The organism is Demequina mangrovi, assembly GCF_000759715.1.
Taxonomy (GTDB): Bacteria; Actinomycetota; Actinomycetes; order Actinomycetales; family Demequinaceae; genus Demequina; species Demequina mangrovi.
This window is the reverse complement of sequence record NZ_BBLU01000010.1, coordinates 31,241-50,688: the sequence shown is the minus strand read 5'-3', so window position 1 is coordinate 50,688 and position 19,448 is coordinate 31,241. Positions and strand designations below refer to the sequence as shown.

Here is a 19,448-nt window from a genome sequence, read left to right as displayed (position 1 = left end):
CGCTAGTGGGTTGGCACGGGAAGCACTTCGCCCGCAGGCACGTCCAATGCGCCGGAGAACCGCGACACACGCGCCACATGTCGGGCGAAGGAGTAATGGTTGCGTACGAGTCGCCGCCCCCGCTCCACCATGTCCTCGTATCGCGCCGGATCAGCCATCAGAGCCGTCACAACAGTCGCGACTTCGCTCGGCGTGCAATACAGCGCTGCGTCACCGAAGATCGGCTCGAAGGACCGGCTGGTGACCAACGGCACTCCGACAGCCAGCGCCTCGAGCGGCGCCAGACCGAATGCCTCGATCATCGTGGGATGCGTGAAGTACACATAGACATCGAGCTCCGCGAGGAAGTCGCGGGGGTGCACCGAGTCGAACTCCGTGACGGTCCAATTCGCGGGGAGGTGACCGATCCGCGTGGCCGGGACCCGAGCCCCTCCAAGGACTCGGACCTCGAACGGAGTTGCCTCGGGGTATGCGCCGAGAAGGTCCTCCGCGGAGAGCGGCCACTTCTCGACACCATCCCTGGAGTGCCGACCGACGACGATCGCGCCGTCGCGCCGCCGCGGGGCGGGACGTGCCCAGTCCTCTGGGTCGAGGCACACGAGCCAGTCTTCCTCCGACATGGTCACGCCCGAGAGCTCGTCTGCGTGCTTCTCTCGCAGTACGCCTCGAATCGATGGCGACAGCGGAGCGACGAGCACCTCCACGCCGAAGCGTCGCTCAAGAGACGCGACCACCTTGTCGAGGTCGTAGTAGTGGACGTCGTCCGGCGAATCGTCGTAGAGGCGCCGGGGTGCCTGGTTCACAACCAGCACGGCTCTGTCCGCCTCGACGCACGGAAGCTCGTCAGCGAGATGGACCGCCATGGGGGGATGCACGAATACCAGCAGGTCAGTGGTGATCGACTCCCCGACGCTGAGCAAGCGCACCTGGTCACCGTCGATGACGTCCCAGTACTTGGCGTTGATGGGGCCACGGACGCGGTCAGGAAAGCGCGGGTGATTGATGAGGCCCACGGTCATGCCTGCCTCACGCCAGGCCCGGATCTCCCGGATGTTCGCGGAAGTCGTGCCACCCGGCAGGACGAAGTCGGACATCAGGACAACGTCGAGATGGCGAGTCGTCGCCTGAGACTGTAGTGCCGGATCCATGAGACGTGGTATCGGGAACGGGCGGTCGCAATCAGGATCGAGGGTGGGCGCGCCGGTGGAGAACGCGGCGCTATTCTGCCAAGCCCTGGATGCCTCTAGATGCTGAGCACGGGCGCCGGACGCATGCGCGATATACCGCAGACCTCGCGGCCCATCGGCAGTGAGGTTCCGGCCCGAGATGCGAGCAAGGGTGAACGGAACGCGGCCAGAGACGGTGACGATAGCGTCGCGTCCGTACATACGTGCGAACCTGTCGGTGAACTCCGTATCGGCGTTGATCCGCAACTCTTGCCATACTCCGAGTTCGTCGAACACCGCGCGGGCGACCATGAACGTCGGCGAGCTCCGGGCAAACCCGCTACGAAGCTGCAGCGCATCATCGACCCGAACGCGCTCGACAACGGTTGCGATCACCCCCTGTGCCTCGGCATGACGTGCGACCTGCGTGGCAATCTGCTGAGGATGTGCCCAGTCGTCTGCGTCGTGCACAGTCACAAGGTCGCCAGCGGCGCCGGCAAGCGCGATATTCCGCGCCGCGTACGCACCGCCATTGGCAGTCAGCCGGACCAGGCTGAGGCGCGAGTCGCGACCAATGCGGTCTTCGACAACCGCACGCGTGCCATCAGTGCTTGCATCGTCCACCACGATGACCTCGAGGCTGCGGTGCGTCTGTGCGAGCACCGAGTCGATGGCGTAGCCGATCGTGTCCTCACAGTTGAAGGCCGGGATCAGCACCGATACCAACGGGCCGTCCTCATACGAGGCACCCGGTGAAACGGCGCCGCGGATGTTGCCGAGCGTCGCTGGCCTGCCCGGGTCGATCCGCGCTATACCGCAGAAGCCGCGATCGAGATAGCAGCGCGAAAGCGCGTCGAGACGTGCGTCGTCTGGCAGCGCCTCAGTATCGGCGCTCAGAAGCGCGATGTGCACTTCAGGCTCAAAGCCGTGTTCCACCTGACGGGAAGCGATGAACGACAGCGCCTCGTCCACCGCGCCGGAACGGGCTCGCCCGTGAACCCAACGAGCGGCGGCCCGCTTGCCGGCGAGCACTGCCGGATCGGTGACCGCAGCCCGCAGGAGCTCCTTGTCGCCGTCGGCCTGCCGGCCGACGTGGTCTAGGACGTAGACGCGGGCCAAGCGAGCCTCGGCCCGGAACCGTGAGTCCAGCCCGGGAGTCGAGGCGTAGGACTCGAGCGCGTCGAGCGCAGCAGTCTCGTATCCCCGGCGCGCGGCGTGCTCAAGATGCGCGATGCGCTTCCTGAACTCCGAAGATGCGGGAGCAACTCGACGGCGCTTGTCTGATCCAATCGGGAGCGCCCGGGTTCCCGTGCCGCGGCCCCGTTCGCTCTGGAGTTCGGGGGCGGAAGCTGCGCCGGGCTTGGCACTGACCGTCAGCACCCGCGCCGTGATGTGCGACGCATGCGGTGTGACGTTCGCGGGGGAGCGCAGGACGCCTTTGCTGGCGCCGGTGCCGGGCTGCCGCTCGCGCGGTAGGGTCACGCGCACGGCGAACTGGCGGACGAAAGGAATCGCGACGATGTGGCGCCGCGCGCGCCACGAGATTGCGACGCTCGCGCTCGCACCCACGGCAGCGATGAAGATCGCCAGGGCCGCGAAAGGACCATCGATGATCCACGCGCCGGTGACGCCGATCAAGGCGAAGACCAGCGAGATGCCAGCCTGCAGGTGGCGCATCCGCACGCGTTGGGCGCGGTGGGCCATGAAGCGCTCCCAATAGATGACGGGCGGCGGCACCGAGACGGCGCCCGCGACGCCGAGCACCACGGCGATGAGCGCCGCAAGGTAGCGTTCCCCTGTCACCGCCAGGATCGCCAGCGATCCCGCGACGACCACGATGTTCGTGACCGTGAGCAGCGCCAGGAAGAGCGCGCGTCGATTGCTGCCTGTCAAAATTCCCCTCCCAGCGCTTGGACGCGCCGACAGGCCCCTCAGACACCGCTACCGGCATGTCCGGCTCTGGATGAGGCGCCACGCTCGTGCGGCACGTCCGTCCGTGCGTACCAAGATTCTGGCACACGGCGCGAAAACTCTACCATGTTGCGGGCCCACTCACGGGCGGCCGGAGGGCCCGAGGCACCTAGAACATCACGGTCGCGAACGTCCCGACCTCGCCGAACCCGACCGCGTCGTACGCGCGGATCGCCACCGGGTTGAAGTCGTTGACGTAGAGGCTGACGGTCGGCGCGAGCCGTGCGCGCACCTGCGACACCACCGCGGCCATCCCTGCCCGTGCGAGCCCCCGGCCGCGCACGTCGGGGTGCACCCAGACGCCCTGGAGCTGCGCCACTCCCCCGCCGAGTGCGCCGACCTCGGCCTTGAACACCACCTGGCGCTCCCCGGCCACGGTGCCCATCTGCACGAACGACCGGCCCGCGCGCACCAGGTACCGCAGGCGCTCCTCGTAGCCGGCGCGACCGTGACGCAGGGGGTCGTAGCCGACCTCCCCGATGAACATGTGCACGCATGCGGGCAGCAGCAGGTCGTAGTCGTCGAGCGTCGACAGCCTCACCGGACCGAGCGCGAGGTCGCCCGCCGCGATCCCGGTCACCGGCGCCGGATCCGCGGCGATCGCCATCGACACCTGGCGCGGGCGGACCTCGCGCGCGGGACCCCACCACGGCTCGACGCGGCCCCACAGGTCGAGCGTGACCTGCGCGGGCCCCACGAGCGCCGCGGGGCGCGTGAGCCGCGTGACGGCGGCCGCTGCGACCTCGGCTAGCAGCGCGTCATCGTCGTCGTCCTCGGGCAGCACGGCGCAGAGGTTCGCGCCGTTCCACAGCGCCCCCACCAGCGTCGAGTGCAGGCCCGAGCGCCGTCGCACGCCCCACAGCGAGGCGGGCATCATCCCGGAGGCGCGGGCCGCCTCGAGATGCATGAGCGGCACCACATGGGAGACCGGGTCGAGCCGCGCGATCTCGATGGCCGCGTCGAGGTCCCGTCGCTGCAGGGGCGCCAGCGTGTGCTGGGCGCGCCTGAGCAACGAGTCCGTCATGACGCGGCGATCACCTCCGGGGAGGCTCCCTCGACGGGCTCCATCGTCTCGGCGATCTTCATCGCCTCCTCGATCAGCGTCTCGACGATGTCCTTCTCGGGGACCGTCTTGATGACCTCGCCCTTGACGAAGATCTGGCCCTTGCCGTTGCCCGACGCGACGCCGAGGTCCGCCTCGCGCGCCTCGCCCGGTCCGTTGACCACGCAGCCCATGACGGCGACGCGGAGCGGGACCTCCATACCCTCGAGACCGGCGGTCACCTTCTCCGCGAGCTCGTAGACGTCCACCTGGGCGCGGCCGCACGAGGGGCACGAGACGATCTCGAGCTTGCGCGGGCGCAGGTTGAGCGCCTGGAGGATCTGGATGCCGACCTTGACCTCCTCGACCGGCGGGGCGGAGAGGGACACGCGGATGGTGTCGCCGATGCCCTGGCTCAGCAGGGCGCCGAAGGCGGTCGCGGACTTGATGGTGCCCTGGAACGCCGGGCCCGCCTCGGTCACGCCGAGGTGCAGCGGCCAGTCACCGCGCTCGCTCAGCATCTCGTAGGCCCGCACCATGACGACCGGGTCGTTGTGCTTGACGGAGATCTTGAAGTCGTGGAAGTCGTGCTCCTCGAACAGGCTCGCCTCCCACACTGCGGACTCGACGAGCGCCTCGGGCGTGGGCTTGCCGTACTTCTCGAGCAGTCGCTTGTCGAGCGAGCCGGCGTTGACGCCGATGCGCAGCGACGTGCCGTGGTCCTTCGCCGCCTGCGCGATCTCCTTGACCTGGTCGTCGAAGCGCTTGATGTTGCCGGGGTTCACGCGGACGGCGGCGCAGCCGGCCTCGATCGCGGCGAACACGTACTTGGGCTGGAAGTGGATGTCGGCGATCACCGGGATGTTCGACTTCCTGGCGATCGCGGGAAGCGCGTCGGCATCGTCCTGCGTCGGGCACGCGACGCGCACGATGTCGCATCCCGCTGCGGTGAGCTCCGCGATCTGCTGGAGCGTCGCGTTGACGTCGTGCGTCTTGGTGGTGGTCATCGACTGCACGCTCACGGGTGCGTCGCCGCCCACGTACACGTCGCCGACCTTGATCTTGCGCGTCTTGCGGCGGGGGTTGAGCACAGGTGCGGGCATGGCGGGCATGCCGAGTCCGATGGCGGTCACTTCTCCAGTATCTCCCAAGGTCAAGAGCGGTCGGTCGTCACACCACGCTGACGGGCGCGACGATGTCCGCATAGATGAGGATCGCCCCCATGGCGAGCAGCAGCGCGAAGACGCCGTACGCGACGGGCATCATGCGCGCCACGTCGACGGGCGCGGGGCGGGGCAGGCCGCGCAGCCGCGCCCACCCGTTCTTGATCCCCTGCCAGAACGCCGAGGCGATGTGGCCGCCGTCGAGCGGCACCAGAGGGATCATGTTGAAGGCGAAGAGCGCGATGTTGAGGCTGCCGAGAAGCATGAGCATATCGGCGACCTTGCCGCCGATGCCGTAGCCGTCGACGTCCGCGGCGCTGATCTCGCCGGCGACGCGGCCCACGCCGACCACGCTCATGAGCGAGTCCGTGCCGCGCTCCTCCGCGCCGGTCGCGGCGAGCGCGACGTCGTAGACCTTCGACGGCAGGTGCGCGACGGCGTCGACCGTCGCGGTGAACACGTAGCCGGTGTACTCGAGGCCCGCGCCGAGGCTGTGCTCGGTCGGCGTCACCGGCGAGAGACCCACGAAGCCGACCTCCTCGGTCACGGGATCACCCGCGGCGTCGGTCGCGACGGTGTAGTCGTCCTCGAAGACGTAGCGCTCGCGCAGCGCGGGCGTGATCGCGAGCTCGAGCTCGTCGCCGGCACGCTCGACCGTGAGGATGATCTCCTGGTCGGGTCGCGCCGCGACGTACGACGTGAAGTCCTCCCAGGTGCTCACCGCCGTCCCGTCGACGGCGGTGATGGTGTCGCCAGCCTCGAGACCCGCGGCGGCCGCCGGGGCCACCGGGTCGTCGGCGGTGCACTCCACCTGGTCGACCGCGGTCACGCACTCGGAGACGCTGCGCACGGTGAGGGTCGGGTCGCCCGCGGTGCCCATCGCGAAGAGCACGCCGGTGAACAGCAGCACTCCGATGATGAGGTTCACCACCGGGCCACCGAACATCACGATCGCCTTGCGCCACCACGTGAGGTGGTAGAAGGCGCGGTGGTCCTGCCCCTCGGGGATCTCCTCGACCGAGGCCTCCCGGGTGTCGGCGATGAGCCGGGCGACGCGCCCCGTGCCGCGGACCGGCTTCACGCGGTCCGCCGGCGGGATCATGCCGATGAGCCGGACGTAGCCGCCGAGCGGGATGGCCTTGAGGCCGTACTCCGTCTCCTTGCCCTTCCGGGACCAGATCTTGGGGCCGAAGCCCACGAAGTACTCGCTCACGCGGACGCCGAAGCGCTTCGCGGGGATCATGTGCCCCAGCTCGTGCAGCGCCACCGACACCAGGAGCCCCACGATGAGCACCAGCCAGCCCACGACCTCAGCCATGCGTCCTACTCTCCCATCCCTGCGATGACCGCGCGTGCGCGGTCACGGGCCCAGCCCTCGGCCTCGTCGACCGCGTCGAGCGTCACGCTCGTCGGGGCCTCGTACTCCTCCACAACGCGCCGGACCGTGTCGACGATCCCGAGGAACGGCAGCGCGCCGTCGACGAAGGCCTGCACGCACTCCTCGTTCGCGGCGTTGTAGACCGCGGGGTGCAGCGCCGAGGCGGCGACGGCGTCGCGCATGAGGCGGATCGCGGGGAACGCGTCCTCGTCGAGCGGCTCGAAGGTCCATGCCGTGGCCTCGGTCCAGTCGAGGCGCGGGGACACGTCCGCGAGGCGCTCGGGCCAGCTGAGGCCCAGCGCGATCGGGAGCCGCATGTCGGGCGGCGACGCCTGCGCGATCGTGGCGCCGTCGACGAACTCGACCATCGAGTGGACGATCGACTGCGGGTGCACCACCACGTCGATGCGGTCCATCGGGATGTCGAAGAGCAGGTGCGCCTCGGCGACCTCGAGGGCCTTGTTCACCATCGAGGCGGAGTTGATGGTCACCACCGGGCCCATGTCCCAGTTCGGGTGCGCGAGCGCGTCCGCCGGCGTCACGTCCGCGAGCGACGCCCGCGAACGGCCGCGGAACGCGCCTCCCGACGCGGTCACCACGAGCCGGCGCACCTCGCCGTGCGTGCCCGAGCGCAGCGACTGCGCGAGCGCGGAGTGCTCCGAGTCGACGGGGACGATCTGATCCTCGCGCTGCTTCGCCGCGAGCACGAGCGCGCCGCCCGCGACCAGAGACTCCTTGTTGGCGAGCGCGAGCGTCGAGCCCGCCTCGAGCGCCGCGAGCGTGGGCCGCAGGCCCACCGAGCCGGTCATGCCGTTGAGCACCACATCGGCGCCGATGCGCGCGGCCTCGACCACCGCATCGGCCCCTCCGCGGACCTCGACGCCGGGCAGCGCCTCGGCGATGCGGGGCGCGACCTCCTCGCGCGCGACGGCCACGTAGCGGGGACGATGCGCGCGCGCCTGGGCGATGATCGCGTCCGGATCGGCGCCTCCCGCGGCGAGCGCGACCACGTCGAGCCGGTCGCTGTGACGCGCGACGACGTCGAGCGCCTGGGTGCCGATCGAGCCGGTCGACCCCAGCAGGGAGACGGTCCGGCTCATCCCTCGGTGACGCCGAGGAGGATGTCGACCATCCGCGCGAGGAAGGCGTCGACGGTCGCCTCGTCGTACGCGCGCGAGCCGCGGGAGGTGCGGAACGTCGCGCCGCGGACGTCGTCGGCGGTGAGCGGCGCGCCGCGGTCGAAGAAGGCGGTGACGCGGGCGAGCAGCTCGTCCACGTCGGACGCGCGGTAGCCCGTGGCCATGATCGACGGGTGCGAGAAGCGCTCCCCGGCGGGACGGCGCAGGCGCGGGTAGAGCGTCTGAGCGCGCGTCGCGAGCTCCTGCATCCACGCGTCCTGACCGTTGGCGCGCACGTAGGTCTCGCGCTGCCGGCCCACGAAGGCCGTCTCGAGCCGGTCGAGCGCCGCATCGACGGCACCCGTCTCGTAGCCGCCGTGCTTGAGGTCGAAGGCCGTGCGGCGGACCTCGAGCGGCTCGAGCGAGGTCTGCTCGGTGCCGGTGCGCTCGTACGCCGAGCGCGCCTTGTCGAAGAACTCCTCGACCTGGGTCGGGTGGTAGCCGAGCTTCAGTGAGCCCACCTTGGGGAACAGGACCGTCATCACCTCTCCTTGATGGCCAGCTGGCCGCAGGCGCCGTCGATATCGCTACCTCGAGTATCGCGGATGGTCGTCGGAATCCCGTGCATTCGAAGGATACGAACGAACTCCTGCTCCACCTTGGGGTCCGAGGCGGTCCACTTGGACCCCGGCGTGGGGTTGAGCGGGATGGGGTTGACGTGCACCCAGCCGTCGCCGCGCGCGTTGAGCTTCTTGGCGAGAAGCTCCGCACGATGAGCGTGGTCGTTGATGTCCCGGATGAGCGCGTACTCGATGCTCACGCGGCGCCCGGTCGCGTCGAAGTAGCGGCGCGCGGCGTCCAGCGCCTCGTCCACCTTCCAGCGCGCGTTGATGGGCACCAGCGTGTCGCGGAGCTCGTCGTCGGGGGCGTGGAGGCTGAGCGCGAGCGTGACGGGGATGCCCTCGGAGGCGAGGCGGTCGATGCCGGTCACCAGGCCCACCGTCGAGACGGTGACGTGACGCGCCGACATCCCGAAGCCCTCGGGGGCGGGGCTGGTGAGCGCGCGGACCGCGGTGATGACCGCGGCGTAGTTCGCCAGCGGCTCGCCCATGCCCATGAAGACCACGTTCGACAGGCGCACCGGGTCGCCGCCCAGCTCGCCGTCGCGCGCCTGCTTCGCCGCGAGACGCACCTGCTCGACGATCTCCCCCGCGGACAGGTTGCGGGTGAGGCCCATCTGGCCGGTCGCGCAGAACGGGCAGGCCATACCGCAGCCCGCCTGGCTGGTGACGCACAGCGTCGCGCGGTCGGGGTACTTCATCAGCACCGACTCGACCTTGGCGTTGTCGATGAGGTTCCACAGCGTCTTCACCGTCGCGCCGTCGTCCGCGGTGAGCTGCGTGACGTGCGTGAGGAGCGGCGGGAACAGCTCGCCCACCAGCGTGTCGCGCGCGGCCGCCGGCAGGTCCGTCATGTCGGCGGGGTCGACCGTGAGGTGGTCGTAGTAGTGCGTCGCGAGCTGCTTGGCGCGGAAGCCGGGCTGGCCGAGCTGCTTGAGCGCGTCCACCCGCTCGACCTGGTCGAGGTCGGCGAAGTGCCGCGGCGGCTTCCCCCGACGGGGCGCGAGCATGGGCAGGGTCGGAAGCGAGGTCATGAGGTCCCCAGGAAGAGTGCGAAGACGACGTAGGCGGCCGCGGCCGCCGGGAGCAGGGAGTCGAGACGGTCGAGGACGCCGCCGTGACCCGGGATCGCGCTGGACATGTCCTTGACCGCCAGATCGCGCTTGAGGACGGACTCGGCGAGGTCGCCCAGGACGGCCGCGATGACGGAGGCGACGCCGACGGCCGAGCCGATCCACCACCGACCGTCGAGCAGCACCGCCGCGACGACGGACGCCGCGACGATGCCGAACACCGCGCCGCCGATCGCGCCCTCCCACGTCTTGTTGGGGCTCACGCGCGGCGCGAGCTTGCGACGTCCGAGCAGCATCCCCGTGAACAGGGCGAAGGTGTCGTTGGCCACCACCGCGGCGATGACGATGACGATCCGCTTCCAGCCGTCGTCCGCGAGCTCCATGAGGAGCATGAACGAGGCCAGGAACGGGATCCAGGTGAGCGTGAGGATGGACACGAGCGAGTCGGCCATCGTGTTCTCGACGCGGTCGTCGACGATGCGCCACGCGACCGTGCCGGCGCACGCCACGAGCAGCGCGACGACGAGGCCCTCTCCCCCGCCGAACCACGTGGCGACGCCCATCCCGAGCGTCGCGAGGATCACCGGGGTGAGCGCGACGTGCATGCCGTGGCGGGCGAGCGCCGCCCTCCACTCGACGATGGCCGCGATCGCGAAGCCGTAGATGGCGACAGCGAACAGCAGCGGGTGCCACCAGGCGGCGGCGAGCGCGCCGACGCCGAGCACCACGCCGACCACGGTCGCGAGACCGAGGTTGCGGCCCGCCTTGCGGCGAGGCGCGGGCACGGCGTCCTCGAGCGGGACCGTCACGTCGACGGGGTCCGCCGCATCGTCCTCCTCCGCCGCGCGCGGCACGGCCGGGGCCTCGGCGGGCGCGACGGCATCCGCGACCTCGGCAGGCGGCTCGTCCGGCACCGCCGCATGGACGGGGGCGAAGACGCGTGACTCGAAGGTGTGCTCGGGCAGGGCGCTCGGCACCGAGGTGTCGGGTTCCGCCTCGCGGCGGCGCCCCCACCTCATGAGACGCCCTGTCGCACGGTCGCGTCAGGCATCAGACCGCCAGGAGCTCGCTCTCCTTGTGCGAAAGGAGGGCGTCGATCGCGTCGACGTGCTTCTTGGTGAGCGCGTCGAGCTCCTTCTCCGCACGCTGGCCCTCGTCCTCGCCGACCTCGCCGTCCTTGACGGCGGCGTCGATCTGGTCCTTGGCCTTGCGGCGCATGTTGCGCACCGTGACGCGGGACTCCTCGGCCTTGGTCTTGGCGAGCTTGACGTAGTCGCGACGGCGCTCCTCGGTCAGCTGCGGGAGCACGACGCGCAGCACCTGGCCGTCGTCCGAGGGGTTGACGCCGAGGTCCGAGTTGCGCAGCGCGGTCTCGATCTCCTTCTTGGCGCTCGCGTCGTAGGGCGAGATCACGACGGTGCGGGCCTCGGACACGTTGATCGACGCGAGCTGCTGCAGCGGCGTGGGTGCACCGTAGTAGTCGACGGCGATGTTCGCGAACATCGCGGAGCTCGCCTGGCCGGTGCGGATCTTCGCGAAGTTGTCCTTCGCGACGGCCACGGCCTGGTCCATGTTCTCCTCGGCCTCGAGGAGGATCATCTCAGTCACGCTTGTCTCCTAACGGTGCGGCGTCAGGCCGTCACCAGGGTTCCGATTCTCTCACCCAGGAGGGCGCGAGTCACATTTCCAGGGGTGTCGAGCCCGAAGACCTGCATGGGCATACGGTTGTCCATCGCGAGGGAGAACGCCGCGGCGTCCATCACCGCGAGGCGCTTCTGCAGCGCCTCCGCGTAGGTGACGTGCTCGAGCCGCTCGGCGTCGGGGTCCTTGCGCGGGTCCGCGGAGTAGACCGCGTCGACGCCGTTCTTGCCCATGAGCACCTCGGAGCAGCGCGTCTCGAGCGCGCGCTGGAGCGAGACGGTGTCCGTGGAGAAGTACGGCATGCCCGCACCCGCGCCGAAGATCACGACGCGGCCCTTCTCCATGTGACGGATCGCGCGCAGCGGCAGGTACGACTCGGCGACCTGGCCCATGGTGATGGCGGTCTGCACACGCGTGGTGACGCCGGCCTGCTCGAGGAAGTCCTGGAGCGCGAGGGCGTTCATCACGGTGCCGAGCATGCCCATGTAGTCGGCGCGCGAACGCTCCATGCCGCGCTCCGAGAGCTCGGCGCCGCGGAAGAAGTTGCCGCCGCCCACGACGATCGCGACCTGCACGCCCTGACGGACGGCGTCGCCGATCTCGCGCGCGACGCGGCTGACGACGTCGGGGTCGAGGCCCAGCTGGCCTCCGCCGAACATCTCGCCGGAGAGCTTGAGAAGCACGCGGCGCGCCGCCGGGGCCTCCGTGCCCGGGATCAGATCGCTGGTCTCGGACACGGATTCCTCCTGACGGCGCGCCGCGCCTTGCTCATATATGGGTGGTGGGGAAAGGCTAAGCCTTAGGCTCCCACACGGAAGCGGGCGAAGGCGACCAGAGCGCCGCCCGTCTCCGCGACGACCTTGCCGACGGTCGTCTTGGGGTCCTTGGCGAACGCCTGGTCGACCAGCACGTTCTCCTTGAACCAGCCGTTGAGGCGGCCCTCGATGATCTTCGGGAGCGCAGCCTCGGGCTTACCCTCCGCACGCGAGACCTCCTCGGCGACGCGACGCTCGTTGGCGACGGTCTCCTCGGGGGCGTCCTCACGGGTGAGGTACGCGGGCGAGTACGCGGCGGTGTGCATCGCGACGTCCTTGGCCACCGAGGCGGCCTTCTCGTCGGTGCCCACGAGGACGCCGACCTGAGCCGGGAGGTCCTTGTTGGTGCGGTGGAGGTACTCGGTCACGACCGGGGCCTCGACGCGCGCCACGCGACGCAGGACGATCTTCTCGCCCAGCACGCCGGCGTTCTCGTCGACGATCTCCTTGACGGTCTTGCCGTCGAGCTCGGCGGCGAGCGCCTCGTCGGCGTTCGACGCGCCGGCCGCGACGACCGCCTCGAGGACCTTCGCCGCGAGGGCGATGAACTTCTCGTTCTTCGCCACGAAGTCGGTCTCGGAGTTGAGCTCGAGCAGCGTGCCCGCCTGGCCGCCGTCCACGTCCTGGATCGACGCGAGGACGAGACCCTCGGAGGCCGCGCGGCCCTCACGCTTGGTCACACCCTTGAGGCCCTTGACGCGGAGGATGTCGACGGCCTTGTCGAGGTCGCCGTCCGCCTCGTCGAGCGCCTTCTTGACGTCGAGCATGCCGGCACCCGTGCGCTCACGGAGCGCCTGGATGTCAGCAACGGTGTAGTTCGCCATGGTGTTGCGTCCTTTGACTAGTCGCTTACTTGTCCGCGGCCGGGGCCTCGGCGGCCTCGGCGGCGGGGGTGGTCTCAGCGGTGGGCTCCTCGGCCTTCGCCTCGTCCTTGGCCTCGTCCTTCGCGCCGTCGAGCAGCTCCTGCTCCCACTCGGCGAGGGGCTCCTCGGCCTTCGCCTCGTCCTCGGCACCGGTCGTGCCGCCCGAGTGACGCAGGCGGATGCCCTCGGCGACCGCGTCAGCGATCACGCGGGTGAGCAGGCCGACGGAACGGATCGCGTCGTCGTTGCCGGGGATGCCGTACGAGACCTCGTCGGGGTCGCAGTTCGAGTCGAGGATGCCGACGACGGGGACGCCGAGCTTCTTCGCCTCGTCGACCGCGAGGTGCTCCTTGTTGGTGTCGACGATCCACACGACCGAGGGGACCTTGCCCATGTCGCGGATGCCGCCGAGGGTCTTGTCGAGCTTGTCCTTCTCGCGACGGAGGTTGAGCAGCTCCTTCTTGGTGCGGCCCGAGCCGGCGACGTCGTCGAAGTCGATCTCCTCGAGCTCCTTGAGGCGCGCGACGCGCTTGCTCACCGTCTGGAAGTTGGTGAGCATGCCGCCCAGCCAGCGCTCGTTGACGTAGGGCATGCCCACGCGCTTGGCCTGCTCGGCGATCTGCTCCTGCGCCTGGCGCTTGGTGCCGACGAAGAGCACGGTGCCACCGTGCTGCACGGTGTCGCGCACGAACGAGTAGGCGGCGTCGATCTTCGCGAGCGACTGCTGCAGATCGATGATGTAGATCCCGTTGCGCTCGGTGAAGATGAAGCGCTTCATCTTGGGGTTCCAGCGGCTGGTCTGGTGACCGAAGTGGACACCCGAGTCGAGCAGCTGGCGCATGGTCACGACGGCCATGGCACTTCCTTTCGCACGCGCGCGGCGCGTGCTTCTGTTCTGCGGCGCCCTCGCGGGCGCCTGTTGCGGTTGACGATGCGGGCCGGGCGGCTCACATCCCTGGCGCCAACGCGGTCGGGCACCGATTGCTCGGACCTCGCCCTTCCGGCGCCTCCGACGGGAGGCGAATGACGCGCGACGTCATCCGGGCATGCCGGATGCGGGTTCAAGAGTACCGGATCGGGGCCGGGACCGGCGACCGCGCGATGTCCACGGGCGCGCCGCCTGCCAGGGAGGTCCCGAGGCGTGCGCGCGGGGCTCCTCTGCGCGGGCGCGATGACCCCAGCATTGTCCCATGGGGAGCCGAGCCGCGATCGCGACGCTGGTCATGGCGTGGACGCTGCTCGGTGGGCTCACGGCGGAGGGCTCCCCCGGCGCGATGATCGCGCCGCTCGAGCCGATGCGCGCGGTGCGCCTGTTCGCGGCGCCCGCGCAGCCATGGGCCGCCGGGCATCGCGGGATCGACCTCCGCGCGGCTGTCGGCGACCCGGTCCGCGCGCCGGCCGGCGGCGTCGTGATGTTCGCAGGTCCGGTGGTCGACCGCGTGGTGGTGACGGTGGACCACGGCGACGGCACGGTGTCCTCGTTCGAGCCGGTGGCCGATCCGCCGGCGGTCGGCACCGCCGTGTCGCGGGGCGATCCCGTCGGCACGGTCGCGTCCGTCGCGGGGCACTGTGCGCCGCAGGTCTGCCTGCACTGGGGCGTGCGGGTCGACGGACGCTACGCCGATCCCCTCGACCTTCTCGAAGGGTTCGGCCCCGTGGTGCTGCTCCCGGCGCCTTAGGAGAAGGCGCCCGTCCGCACCAGGGACTCGCGCAGCTTCTTCACGGCGGCGGAGTGGATCTGGGAGACGCGGGACTCGGTGACTCCGAGGATCTCGCCGATCTGCGCGAGCGTGAGGTTCTCGTAGTAGTAGAGGCGCAGCACCTCCTGCTCGCGATCGCGGACGCCCTGGACCGCCGCGGCGAGGAGCGTCTGCGCCTCCCGTGCCTCCATCCGGGAGGACGCGTGCTCCATCGCGGCGGAGCCGAGGGTCGGGATGGGCTGCGTGTCGGGCTCGGACGGCATGCCGTCGAGCGCCGCGAAGTGCGACAGCGCGACCTGCGCGCGGACCGTGCGGACCTCCGCGGTCGCCCAGCCGAGGTGGGTCGCGACGTCCTCGTCGGTCACCGGGCGGAGCAGCTCCTGCTCGAGCGAGCGCACCGCGTGCTCGACCGTGCGCGCCTTGGTCCGCACCGAGCGCGGCACCCAGTCGGCGGCGCGCAGCTCGTCGATGATCGCCCCGCGGATGCGGGTCGAGGCGTAGGTCTCGAACTTGAAGCCGCGCGCGGGCTCGAAGCGCTCGACCGCGTCGATGAGTCCGAACATCCCGTACGAGACGAGGTCGGCGAGCTCGACGGTGTCGGGCAGCTTGCCGATCATGCGCGTCGCCACATGGGTGACCAGCGGGGCGTGGTGCGTGATGAGCGCGTCGCGCGCCACGGCGCGGTCCTCGCCTCCCGCCGCGAGCATGTCCCACCACTCGGCGGTGGCCGCGGGCATCGCCACGGGCACCTCAGGCTCGGTCTCTGACAGCACGGTGTTGAGCTCGGTCATGTCGGCGTCCCCCTCTAGGCGCGCGGATGTGCGAGGTGATAGGCGGCGCGGAGCCGCTCGGCTGAAACATGGGTGTACCGCTGGGTGGTCGCGAGGCTCGCGTGGCCGAGGACCTCCTGCACGCTGCGCAGGTCGGATCCCCCGGTGAGCAGGTGGGTCGCGGCGGTGTGGCGCAGCGCGTGAGGAGCGATCTCCTCGACGCCCGCGAGCCGGCAGAGCTCGTGGACGGCCTCACGGATCTGGCGCTGGTCGACGCGCTGGCCGCGGCGGCCGAGCAGCAGCGCCGCGCCGGTCTCCCCGCTCACCAGACCGGGGCGGCCGCGCTCGAGCCACTCCGTCGCGGCGGTCGCGGCCGGTACGCCGAAGGGGACCATGCGCTCCTTGTCGCCCTTGCCGACCACGCGCACGAGGCGCTCGTCGAGGTCGAGGTCGCCGAGGTCCACGCCCGCGAGCTCGCCGACGCGCATGCCCGTCGCGTAGAGCAGCTCCACGGCCGCCCAGTCGCGCAGGTGGATCGGGTCGCCGTCGTCGGCCCGGGTGCGGGCGACGTCGAGCAGGCTCGTGATGTCCGTGGCGGAGAGCACGGTCGGAAGCGTCGAGGCCGGCCGCGCCGAGGCGAGCCGGATCGCGGGGTTCGGCTCGATCCGGCCCGTGTCCGCGGCCCAGCCGTAGAAGGCGCGCACCGCGGCCCCCCGACGCGCGAGCGTCGTGCGGCTCAGGCCCTCCGCCGCCATCGTGGCGAGCCACGTGCGCAGATCGGCGAGCGAGACGCCGCGCAGGGCGTCGTCGAGCTCACCCGCGGAGGCCCCGAGATGCGTGCCCAGGTGGGCGAGGTCACCGACGTATGCGCGCACCGTGTTGCCCGAGAGGCCGCGCTCGTCGCGCAGGTGCCCCTGGAAGGCGGCGAGCAGGTTGCTCGCGGTGGTGTCGGTGGTGACCATGCGGCCACCATGGCACCGCCACATCTGTCAAATCAATACCTCCAGTAACATTTGTCACACCAACCTCAGGATTCACTCCGTGTTTGTAGGAGATTGTCCTTTTTATCAGGCCGATCGCCCTCCGCCACCCGGGTCCAGATGCCGCGCGAGACACGCGCGAGCCCCCTCCCTCGCAGGCCCCTGAGCGCCGCCGCGAGCTCCTTCGGCGCGAGCCCGGCGGCCAGCCCGACGGCGTCCGCGGGGGCGCCGCGCGGCGGGATCGCGCCGTAGGCCTGCCGTTCGTGCGCCGACCCGAAGTCGGGTCCGCCGGGCGCGACCTCGGGCTCCGCCTCCTGGCCGATCGGGAGGGCGAGCTCGAGCGCGTCCGCCGGGCGCGCGAGAAGCGTCGCCTCACCGTCCCGCACCAGCCGATGACAGCCGGCCGACGACGCCGAGGTGAGCGGCCCCGGCACGGCGCCGACCGGACGCGCCATCTCCCCGGCATGCCGCGCGGTGCTGAGCGCCCCGGAGCGCACCCCCGCCTCGACCACCACCGTCGCACGCGCGGCGGCGATGAGGCGGTTGCGGGTGAGGAAGCGGCTGCGATGCGGGGCGAAGCCCGGCGGGACCTCGCTCACCACGGCGCCGGCGTCGATCACCCGGGCGAGCAGCATGGAGTTGCCCGCCGGGTAGAGGTGATCGACCCCGCCCGCGAGCACCGCGAGGGTCTCACCGCCCGCCGCGAGCGCTCCTCGGTGAGCGGCCGCATCGATGCCGAAGGCTCCCCCGCTGATCACCGCGAAGCCGCGGTCGGCCGCGATCGCGGCGATCTCCGCCGCGATGTGCTCGCCGTAGGCGGTGGCGGCACGCGCACCGACGATCGCGATCGATCCGCCCCAGGCTGCGTCGAGGTCGACGTCCCCACGGATCCACAGGGCATGCGGCTCGCCGAGCGGGACACCCGCGAGCGCCGAGGGCCAGCCGGGCTCGCCGCGGGCGAGCACCCTGGCGCCGACCCGTGCCGCCCGCTCTCGCAGCGCCTCGGGCCGCGATCCGACGAGGCGCGGCGCCCATCGTCCGTGCGCGGCCATGACCTTCTCGATCCGCCACGGCTCCGCGGTGAGCGCCGCCAGCGCGGCACCTCGGTCGTCGCGTGCGTGCGTCACCCACGCGAGAGCCCCGGCGTGGCCGAGCATCGCGACGAGCCACGCGGCCTGCACGTCTCCGGGCTCGGCGATCGCGCTCCAGGCGACGGCCGCGTCGGCCTCCCCGGTCATGCGCCGGCTCCGGCGCGGAGCGCGAGCGCTTCGGCGACGTGCGTGACGCCGGGCGAGGTCGCCCCGTCGAGATCGCTCAGGGTCCACGCGAGGCGCAGAGCGCGGTCGAAGCCGCGGGCCGTGAGGGCTCCCCTCTCGACCGCGCGCCACAGCCCGTCGCATGCCGCGCGCGACGTGACGCGCCGCAGCCACGGCCCCGACGCCTCCGCGCCCACGCTCCAGCCGTGGGGACGCAGCCGCTCCCGTGCGGACTCGCGCGCCGTCGCGACCCGCGCGGCGACCGCCGCGGTCGACTCCCCCGGCGCATCGGACCGGGCGGCCGCGCCGACCTCCGCCCGGATGTCGACCCGGTCGAGCAACGGCCCCGACAGCCGTCCGAGGTAGCGCCGCCGCACCATCGACGCGCAGGTGCAGCCCTCCCCCGTCCCCGCGAACATGCCGCACGGGCACGGGTTCGCCGCGAGCACCAGCTGGAAGCGCGCGGGGTAGCGGGTCGCGCCGTGGGCGCGATGCAGCACGATCTCCCCGCGCTCGAGCGGCTGACGCAGCGTGTCGAGCACCCGGGTCGAGAACTCCGGCGCCTCGTCGAGGAAGAGCACGCCCCCGTGCGCGAGGGAGACCGCACCCGGTCGCGCGAGGCCCGAGCCTCCGCCGACGATCGCCGCGGACGAGGCGGTGTGGTGAGGCGCCTCGAAGGGCGGGCGACGCATGAGCCCCGCGGCGGGGTCGAAGGCCCCCACGAGCGAGTGGACCGCGGTGACGCGGACCGCCTCGTCGTCCGCGAGGTCGGGCAGGATCCCCGGCAGCCGCTCGGCGAGCATCGTCTTCCCCGCCCCCGGCGGGCCGATCATGAGCACGTGGTGCCCGCCCGCGGCCGCGACCTCGAGCGCGCGACGGGCGCCGGGCTGGCCCCGCACGTCGGACAGGTCGGGAGGATCGGCGGCAGCGGCGCGGATCACGGGAGCCGGCACGGGCACCATCGACTCGGGCACCGCATCCGCCCCGAGAGCGGCGAGGACGGTCGCGAGCGCGACCGCCCCGTCGACGCGCGCGCCCGCGACCAGGGCCGCCTCGGCATGGTTGCCCGCCGGCACGACGATGCGGGCGGCCCCCGCACCCACCGCCGCGGCGACCGCGGGCAGCACGCCCCGCACCGGCCGCACCCGTCCGTCGAGCCCGAGCTCCCCGAGCAGGACGAGGTCGCGCGCCCGCGCGGCGTCGACCGTGCCGGCCGCCGCGAGCACCGCGACGGCGATCGCGAGATCCGTGGCCGGGCCGGACTTGGGCAGCGAGGCCGGTGAGAGGTTGACGGTGATGCGGTGACGGGGCCAGTCGACGCCGGAGGAGGCGACGGCCGCCCGCACGCGATCCTTGGCCTCGGCGAGCGAGGCATCGGGAAGCCCCACGATGCTGAACGCGGGCAGCCCGCTCGCCACATGCGCCTCGACGTCGACCACGTGCCCCGTGAGCCCGGTGAGCACCACGGACCGGCAGCGCCCGATCACCCCACGCCCCTGAGGTGCTCGATCGCGGCCCGGCCGGCGCGCGGGAGCGTGACCCCCACCACGTCGATCCGGATCCCCCGTCGCGGCTCGTCATGCGTGGCGACCCACTCGCCGGCGAGCAGCCTCAGCCTCGCCAGCTTGCCGCGCGTCACCGCCGCCAGCGCTCCGCCGAAGGCCTCCGAGCGACGCGTCTTCACCTCGACGAAGACGACCTCCGCGCCGTCGCGCGCGACGATGTCCACCTCGCCGAGCCCGCATCGCCAGTTGCGTGCGAGCACCTCCCAACCGTCCTCGGCGAGGGTTCGCGCCACCAGATCCTCGCCGTACCTGCCCACCGCGTCCTTGACCGCCATGCGCCACCTCCGCGGATCACGGTGGTCGACGAAGGAAGCCGCGAGCGCGCAG

Annotated in this window: 18 protein-coding genes; 1 reads left to right on the top strand and 17 read right to left on the bottom strand. The window is 71.4% G+C overall.

The window, feature by feature from the left end; all coding sequences use genetic code 11:
- Positions 1–2 precede the first annotated feature (2 nt).
- The 12 genes from TR42_RS09960 to rpsB all read right to left on the bottom strand — a co-directional run bounded on the left by TR42_RS09960 (position 3) and on the right by rpsB (position 13,706).
- Entirely contained in the window at positions 3–3,059 is a 3,057-nt protein-coding gene (locus TR42_RS09960) for a glycosyltransferase (protein WP_042215406.1), read from the bottom strand.
- Between the two features lie 187 nt (positions 3,060–3,246).
- On the bottom strand, positions 3,247–4,161 hold the full coding sequence (locus TR42_RS09955; protein WP_042215404.1) for a GNAT family N-acetyltransferase: 915 nt from the start codon (positions 4,159–4,161) through the stop codon (positions 3,247–3,249).
- Positions 4,158–5,291 carry a flavodoxin-dependent (E)-4-hydroxy-3-methylbut-2-enyl-diphosphate synthase gene (gene ispG, locus TR42_RS09950; protein WP_042215440.1) on the bottom strand — a complete coding sequence of 378 codons (1,134 nt, stop codon included), beginning with the start codon at positions 5,289–5,291 and terminating at the stop codon, positions 4,158–4,160. Before ispG ends, TR42_RS09955 begins: the two co-directional genes overlap by 4 nt.
- A gap of 58 nt (positions 5,292–5,349) precedes the next feature.
- Positions 5,350–6,660 (bottom strand): M50 family metallopeptidase, encoded by a 1,311-nt coding sequence (locus tag TR42_RS09945; protein WP_042215403.1) that lies wholly within the window; start codon positions 6,658–6,660, stop codon positions 5,350–5,352.
- Positions 6,661–6,665: 5 nt separating this feature from the next.
- Positions 6,666–7,820, bottom strand: a complete 1,155-nt coding sequence (dxr, locus tag TR42_RS09940) for a 1-deoxy-D-xylulose-5-phosphate reductoisomerase (protein WP_042215401.1) — start codon at positions 7,818–7,820, stop codon at positions 6,666–6,668.
- Positions 7,817–8,380: a DivIVA domain-containing protein gene (locus tag TR42_RS09935; protein ID WP_042215400.1), complete on the bottom strand. Its 564-nt coding sequence runs from the start codon at positions 8,378–8,380 to the stop codon at positions 7,817–7,819. Before TR42_RS09935 ends, dxr begins: the two co-directional genes overlap by 4 nt.
- The gene (rlmN, locus tag TR42_RS09930) at positions 8,380–9,492 is read right to left on the bottom strand and encodes a dual-specificity RNA methyltransferase RlmN (RefSeq protein ID WP_042215398.1); all 1,113 of its coding nucleotides are present in this window, start codon (positions 9,490–9,492) and stop codon (positions 8,380–8,382) included. The genes TR42_RS09935 and rlmN overlap by 1 nt, the downstream gene beginning before the upstream one ends.
- Positions 9,489–10,550 carry a phosphatidate cytidylyltransferase gene (locus TR42_RS09925; protein ID WP_052405928.1) on the bottom strand — a complete coding sequence of 354 codons (1,062 nt, stop codon included), beginning with the start codon at positions 10,548–10,550 and terminating at the stop codon, positions 9,489–9,491. Before TR42_RS09925 ends, rlmN begins: the two co-directional genes overlap by 4 nt.
- A 31-nt stretch (positions 10,551–10,581) precedes the next feature.
- Entirely contained in the window at positions 10,582–11,130 is a 549-nt protein-coding gene (gene frr / locus TR42_RS09920; protein ID WP_425305733.1) for a ribosome recycling factor, read from the bottom strand.
- A gap of 32 nt (positions 11,131–11,162) precedes the next feature.
- Positions 11,163–11,909, bottom strand: coding sequence for a UMP kinase (pyrH, locus tag TR42_RS09915; protein ID WP_042215394.1), 747 nt, complete (start codon positions 11,907–11,909; stop codon positions 11,163–11,165).
- Positions 11,910–11,971: 62 nt separating this feature from the next.
- The gene (gene tsf / locus TR42_RS09910) at positions 11,972–12,811 is read right to left on the bottom strand and encodes a translation elongation factor Ts (RefSeq protein WP_042215393.1); all 840 of its coding nucleotides are present in this window, start codon (positions 12,809–12,811) and stop codon (positions 11,972–11,974) included.
- A gap of 25 nt (positions 12,812–12,836) precedes the next feature.
- Complete coding sequence (gene rpsB / locus TR42_RS09905) at positions 12,837–13,706, bottom strand: 30S ribosomal protein S2 (protein ID WP_042215391.1); 870 nt, start codon at positions 13,704–13,706, stop codon at positions 12,837–12,839.
- Between the two features lie 334 nt (positions 13,707–14,040).
- Between rpsB and TR42_RS09900 the strand changes: the two genes are divergently transcribed.
- Positions 14,041–14,529 (top strand): M23 family metallopeptidase, encoded by a 489-nt coding sequence (locus tag TR42_RS09900; protein WP_236623422.1) that lies wholly within the window; start codon positions 14,041–14,043, stop codon positions 14,527–14,529.
- Here the strand turns inward: TR42_RS09900 and TR42_RS09895 are convergent.
- The 5 genes from TR42_RS09895 to TR42_RS09875 all read right to left on the bottom strand — a co-directional run bounded on the left by TR42_RS09895 (position 14,526) and on the right by TR42_RS09875 (position 19,396).
- Entirely contained in the window at positions 14,526–15,341 is an 816-nt protein-coding gene (locus TR42_RS09895) for a sigma-70 family RNA polymerase sigma factor (protein ID WP_081953303.1), read from the bottom strand. The genes TR42_RS09900 and TR42_RS09895 overlap by 4 nt on opposite strands.
- 14 nt (positions 15,342–15,355) lie before the next feature.
- On the bottom strand, positions 15,356–16,282 hold the full coding sequence (locus TR42_RS09890) for a tyrosine recombinase XerC (RefSeq protein ID WP_042215390.1): 927 nt from the start codon (positions 16,280–16,282) through the stop codon (positions 15,356–15,358).
- Positions 16,283–16,347: 65 nt separating this feature from the next.
- On the bottom strand, positions 16,348–17,538 hold the full coding sequence (dprA, locus tag TR42_RS09885; RefSeq protein ID WP_042215388.1) for a DNA-processing protein DprA: 1,191 nt from the start codon (positions 17,536–17,538) through the stop codon (positions 16,348–16,350).
- On the bottom strand, positions 17,535–19,043 hold the full coding sequence (locus TR42_RS09880) for a YifB family Mg chelatase-like AAA ATPase (protein WP_042215387.1): 1,509 nt from the start codon (positions 19,041–19,043) through the stop codon (positions 17,535–17,537). Before TR42_RS09880 ends, dprA begins: the two co-directional genes overlap by 4 nt.
- Positions 19,040–19,396: a YraN family protein gene (locus tag TR42_RS09875; protein ID WP_042215385.1), complete on the bottom strand. Its 357-nt coding sequence runs from the start codon at positions 19,394–19,396 to the stop codon at positions 19,040–19,042. The genes TR42_RS09880 and TR42_RS09875 overlap by 4 nt, the downstream gene beginning before the upstream one ends.
- Positions 19,397–19,448 lie beyond the last annotated feature (52 nt).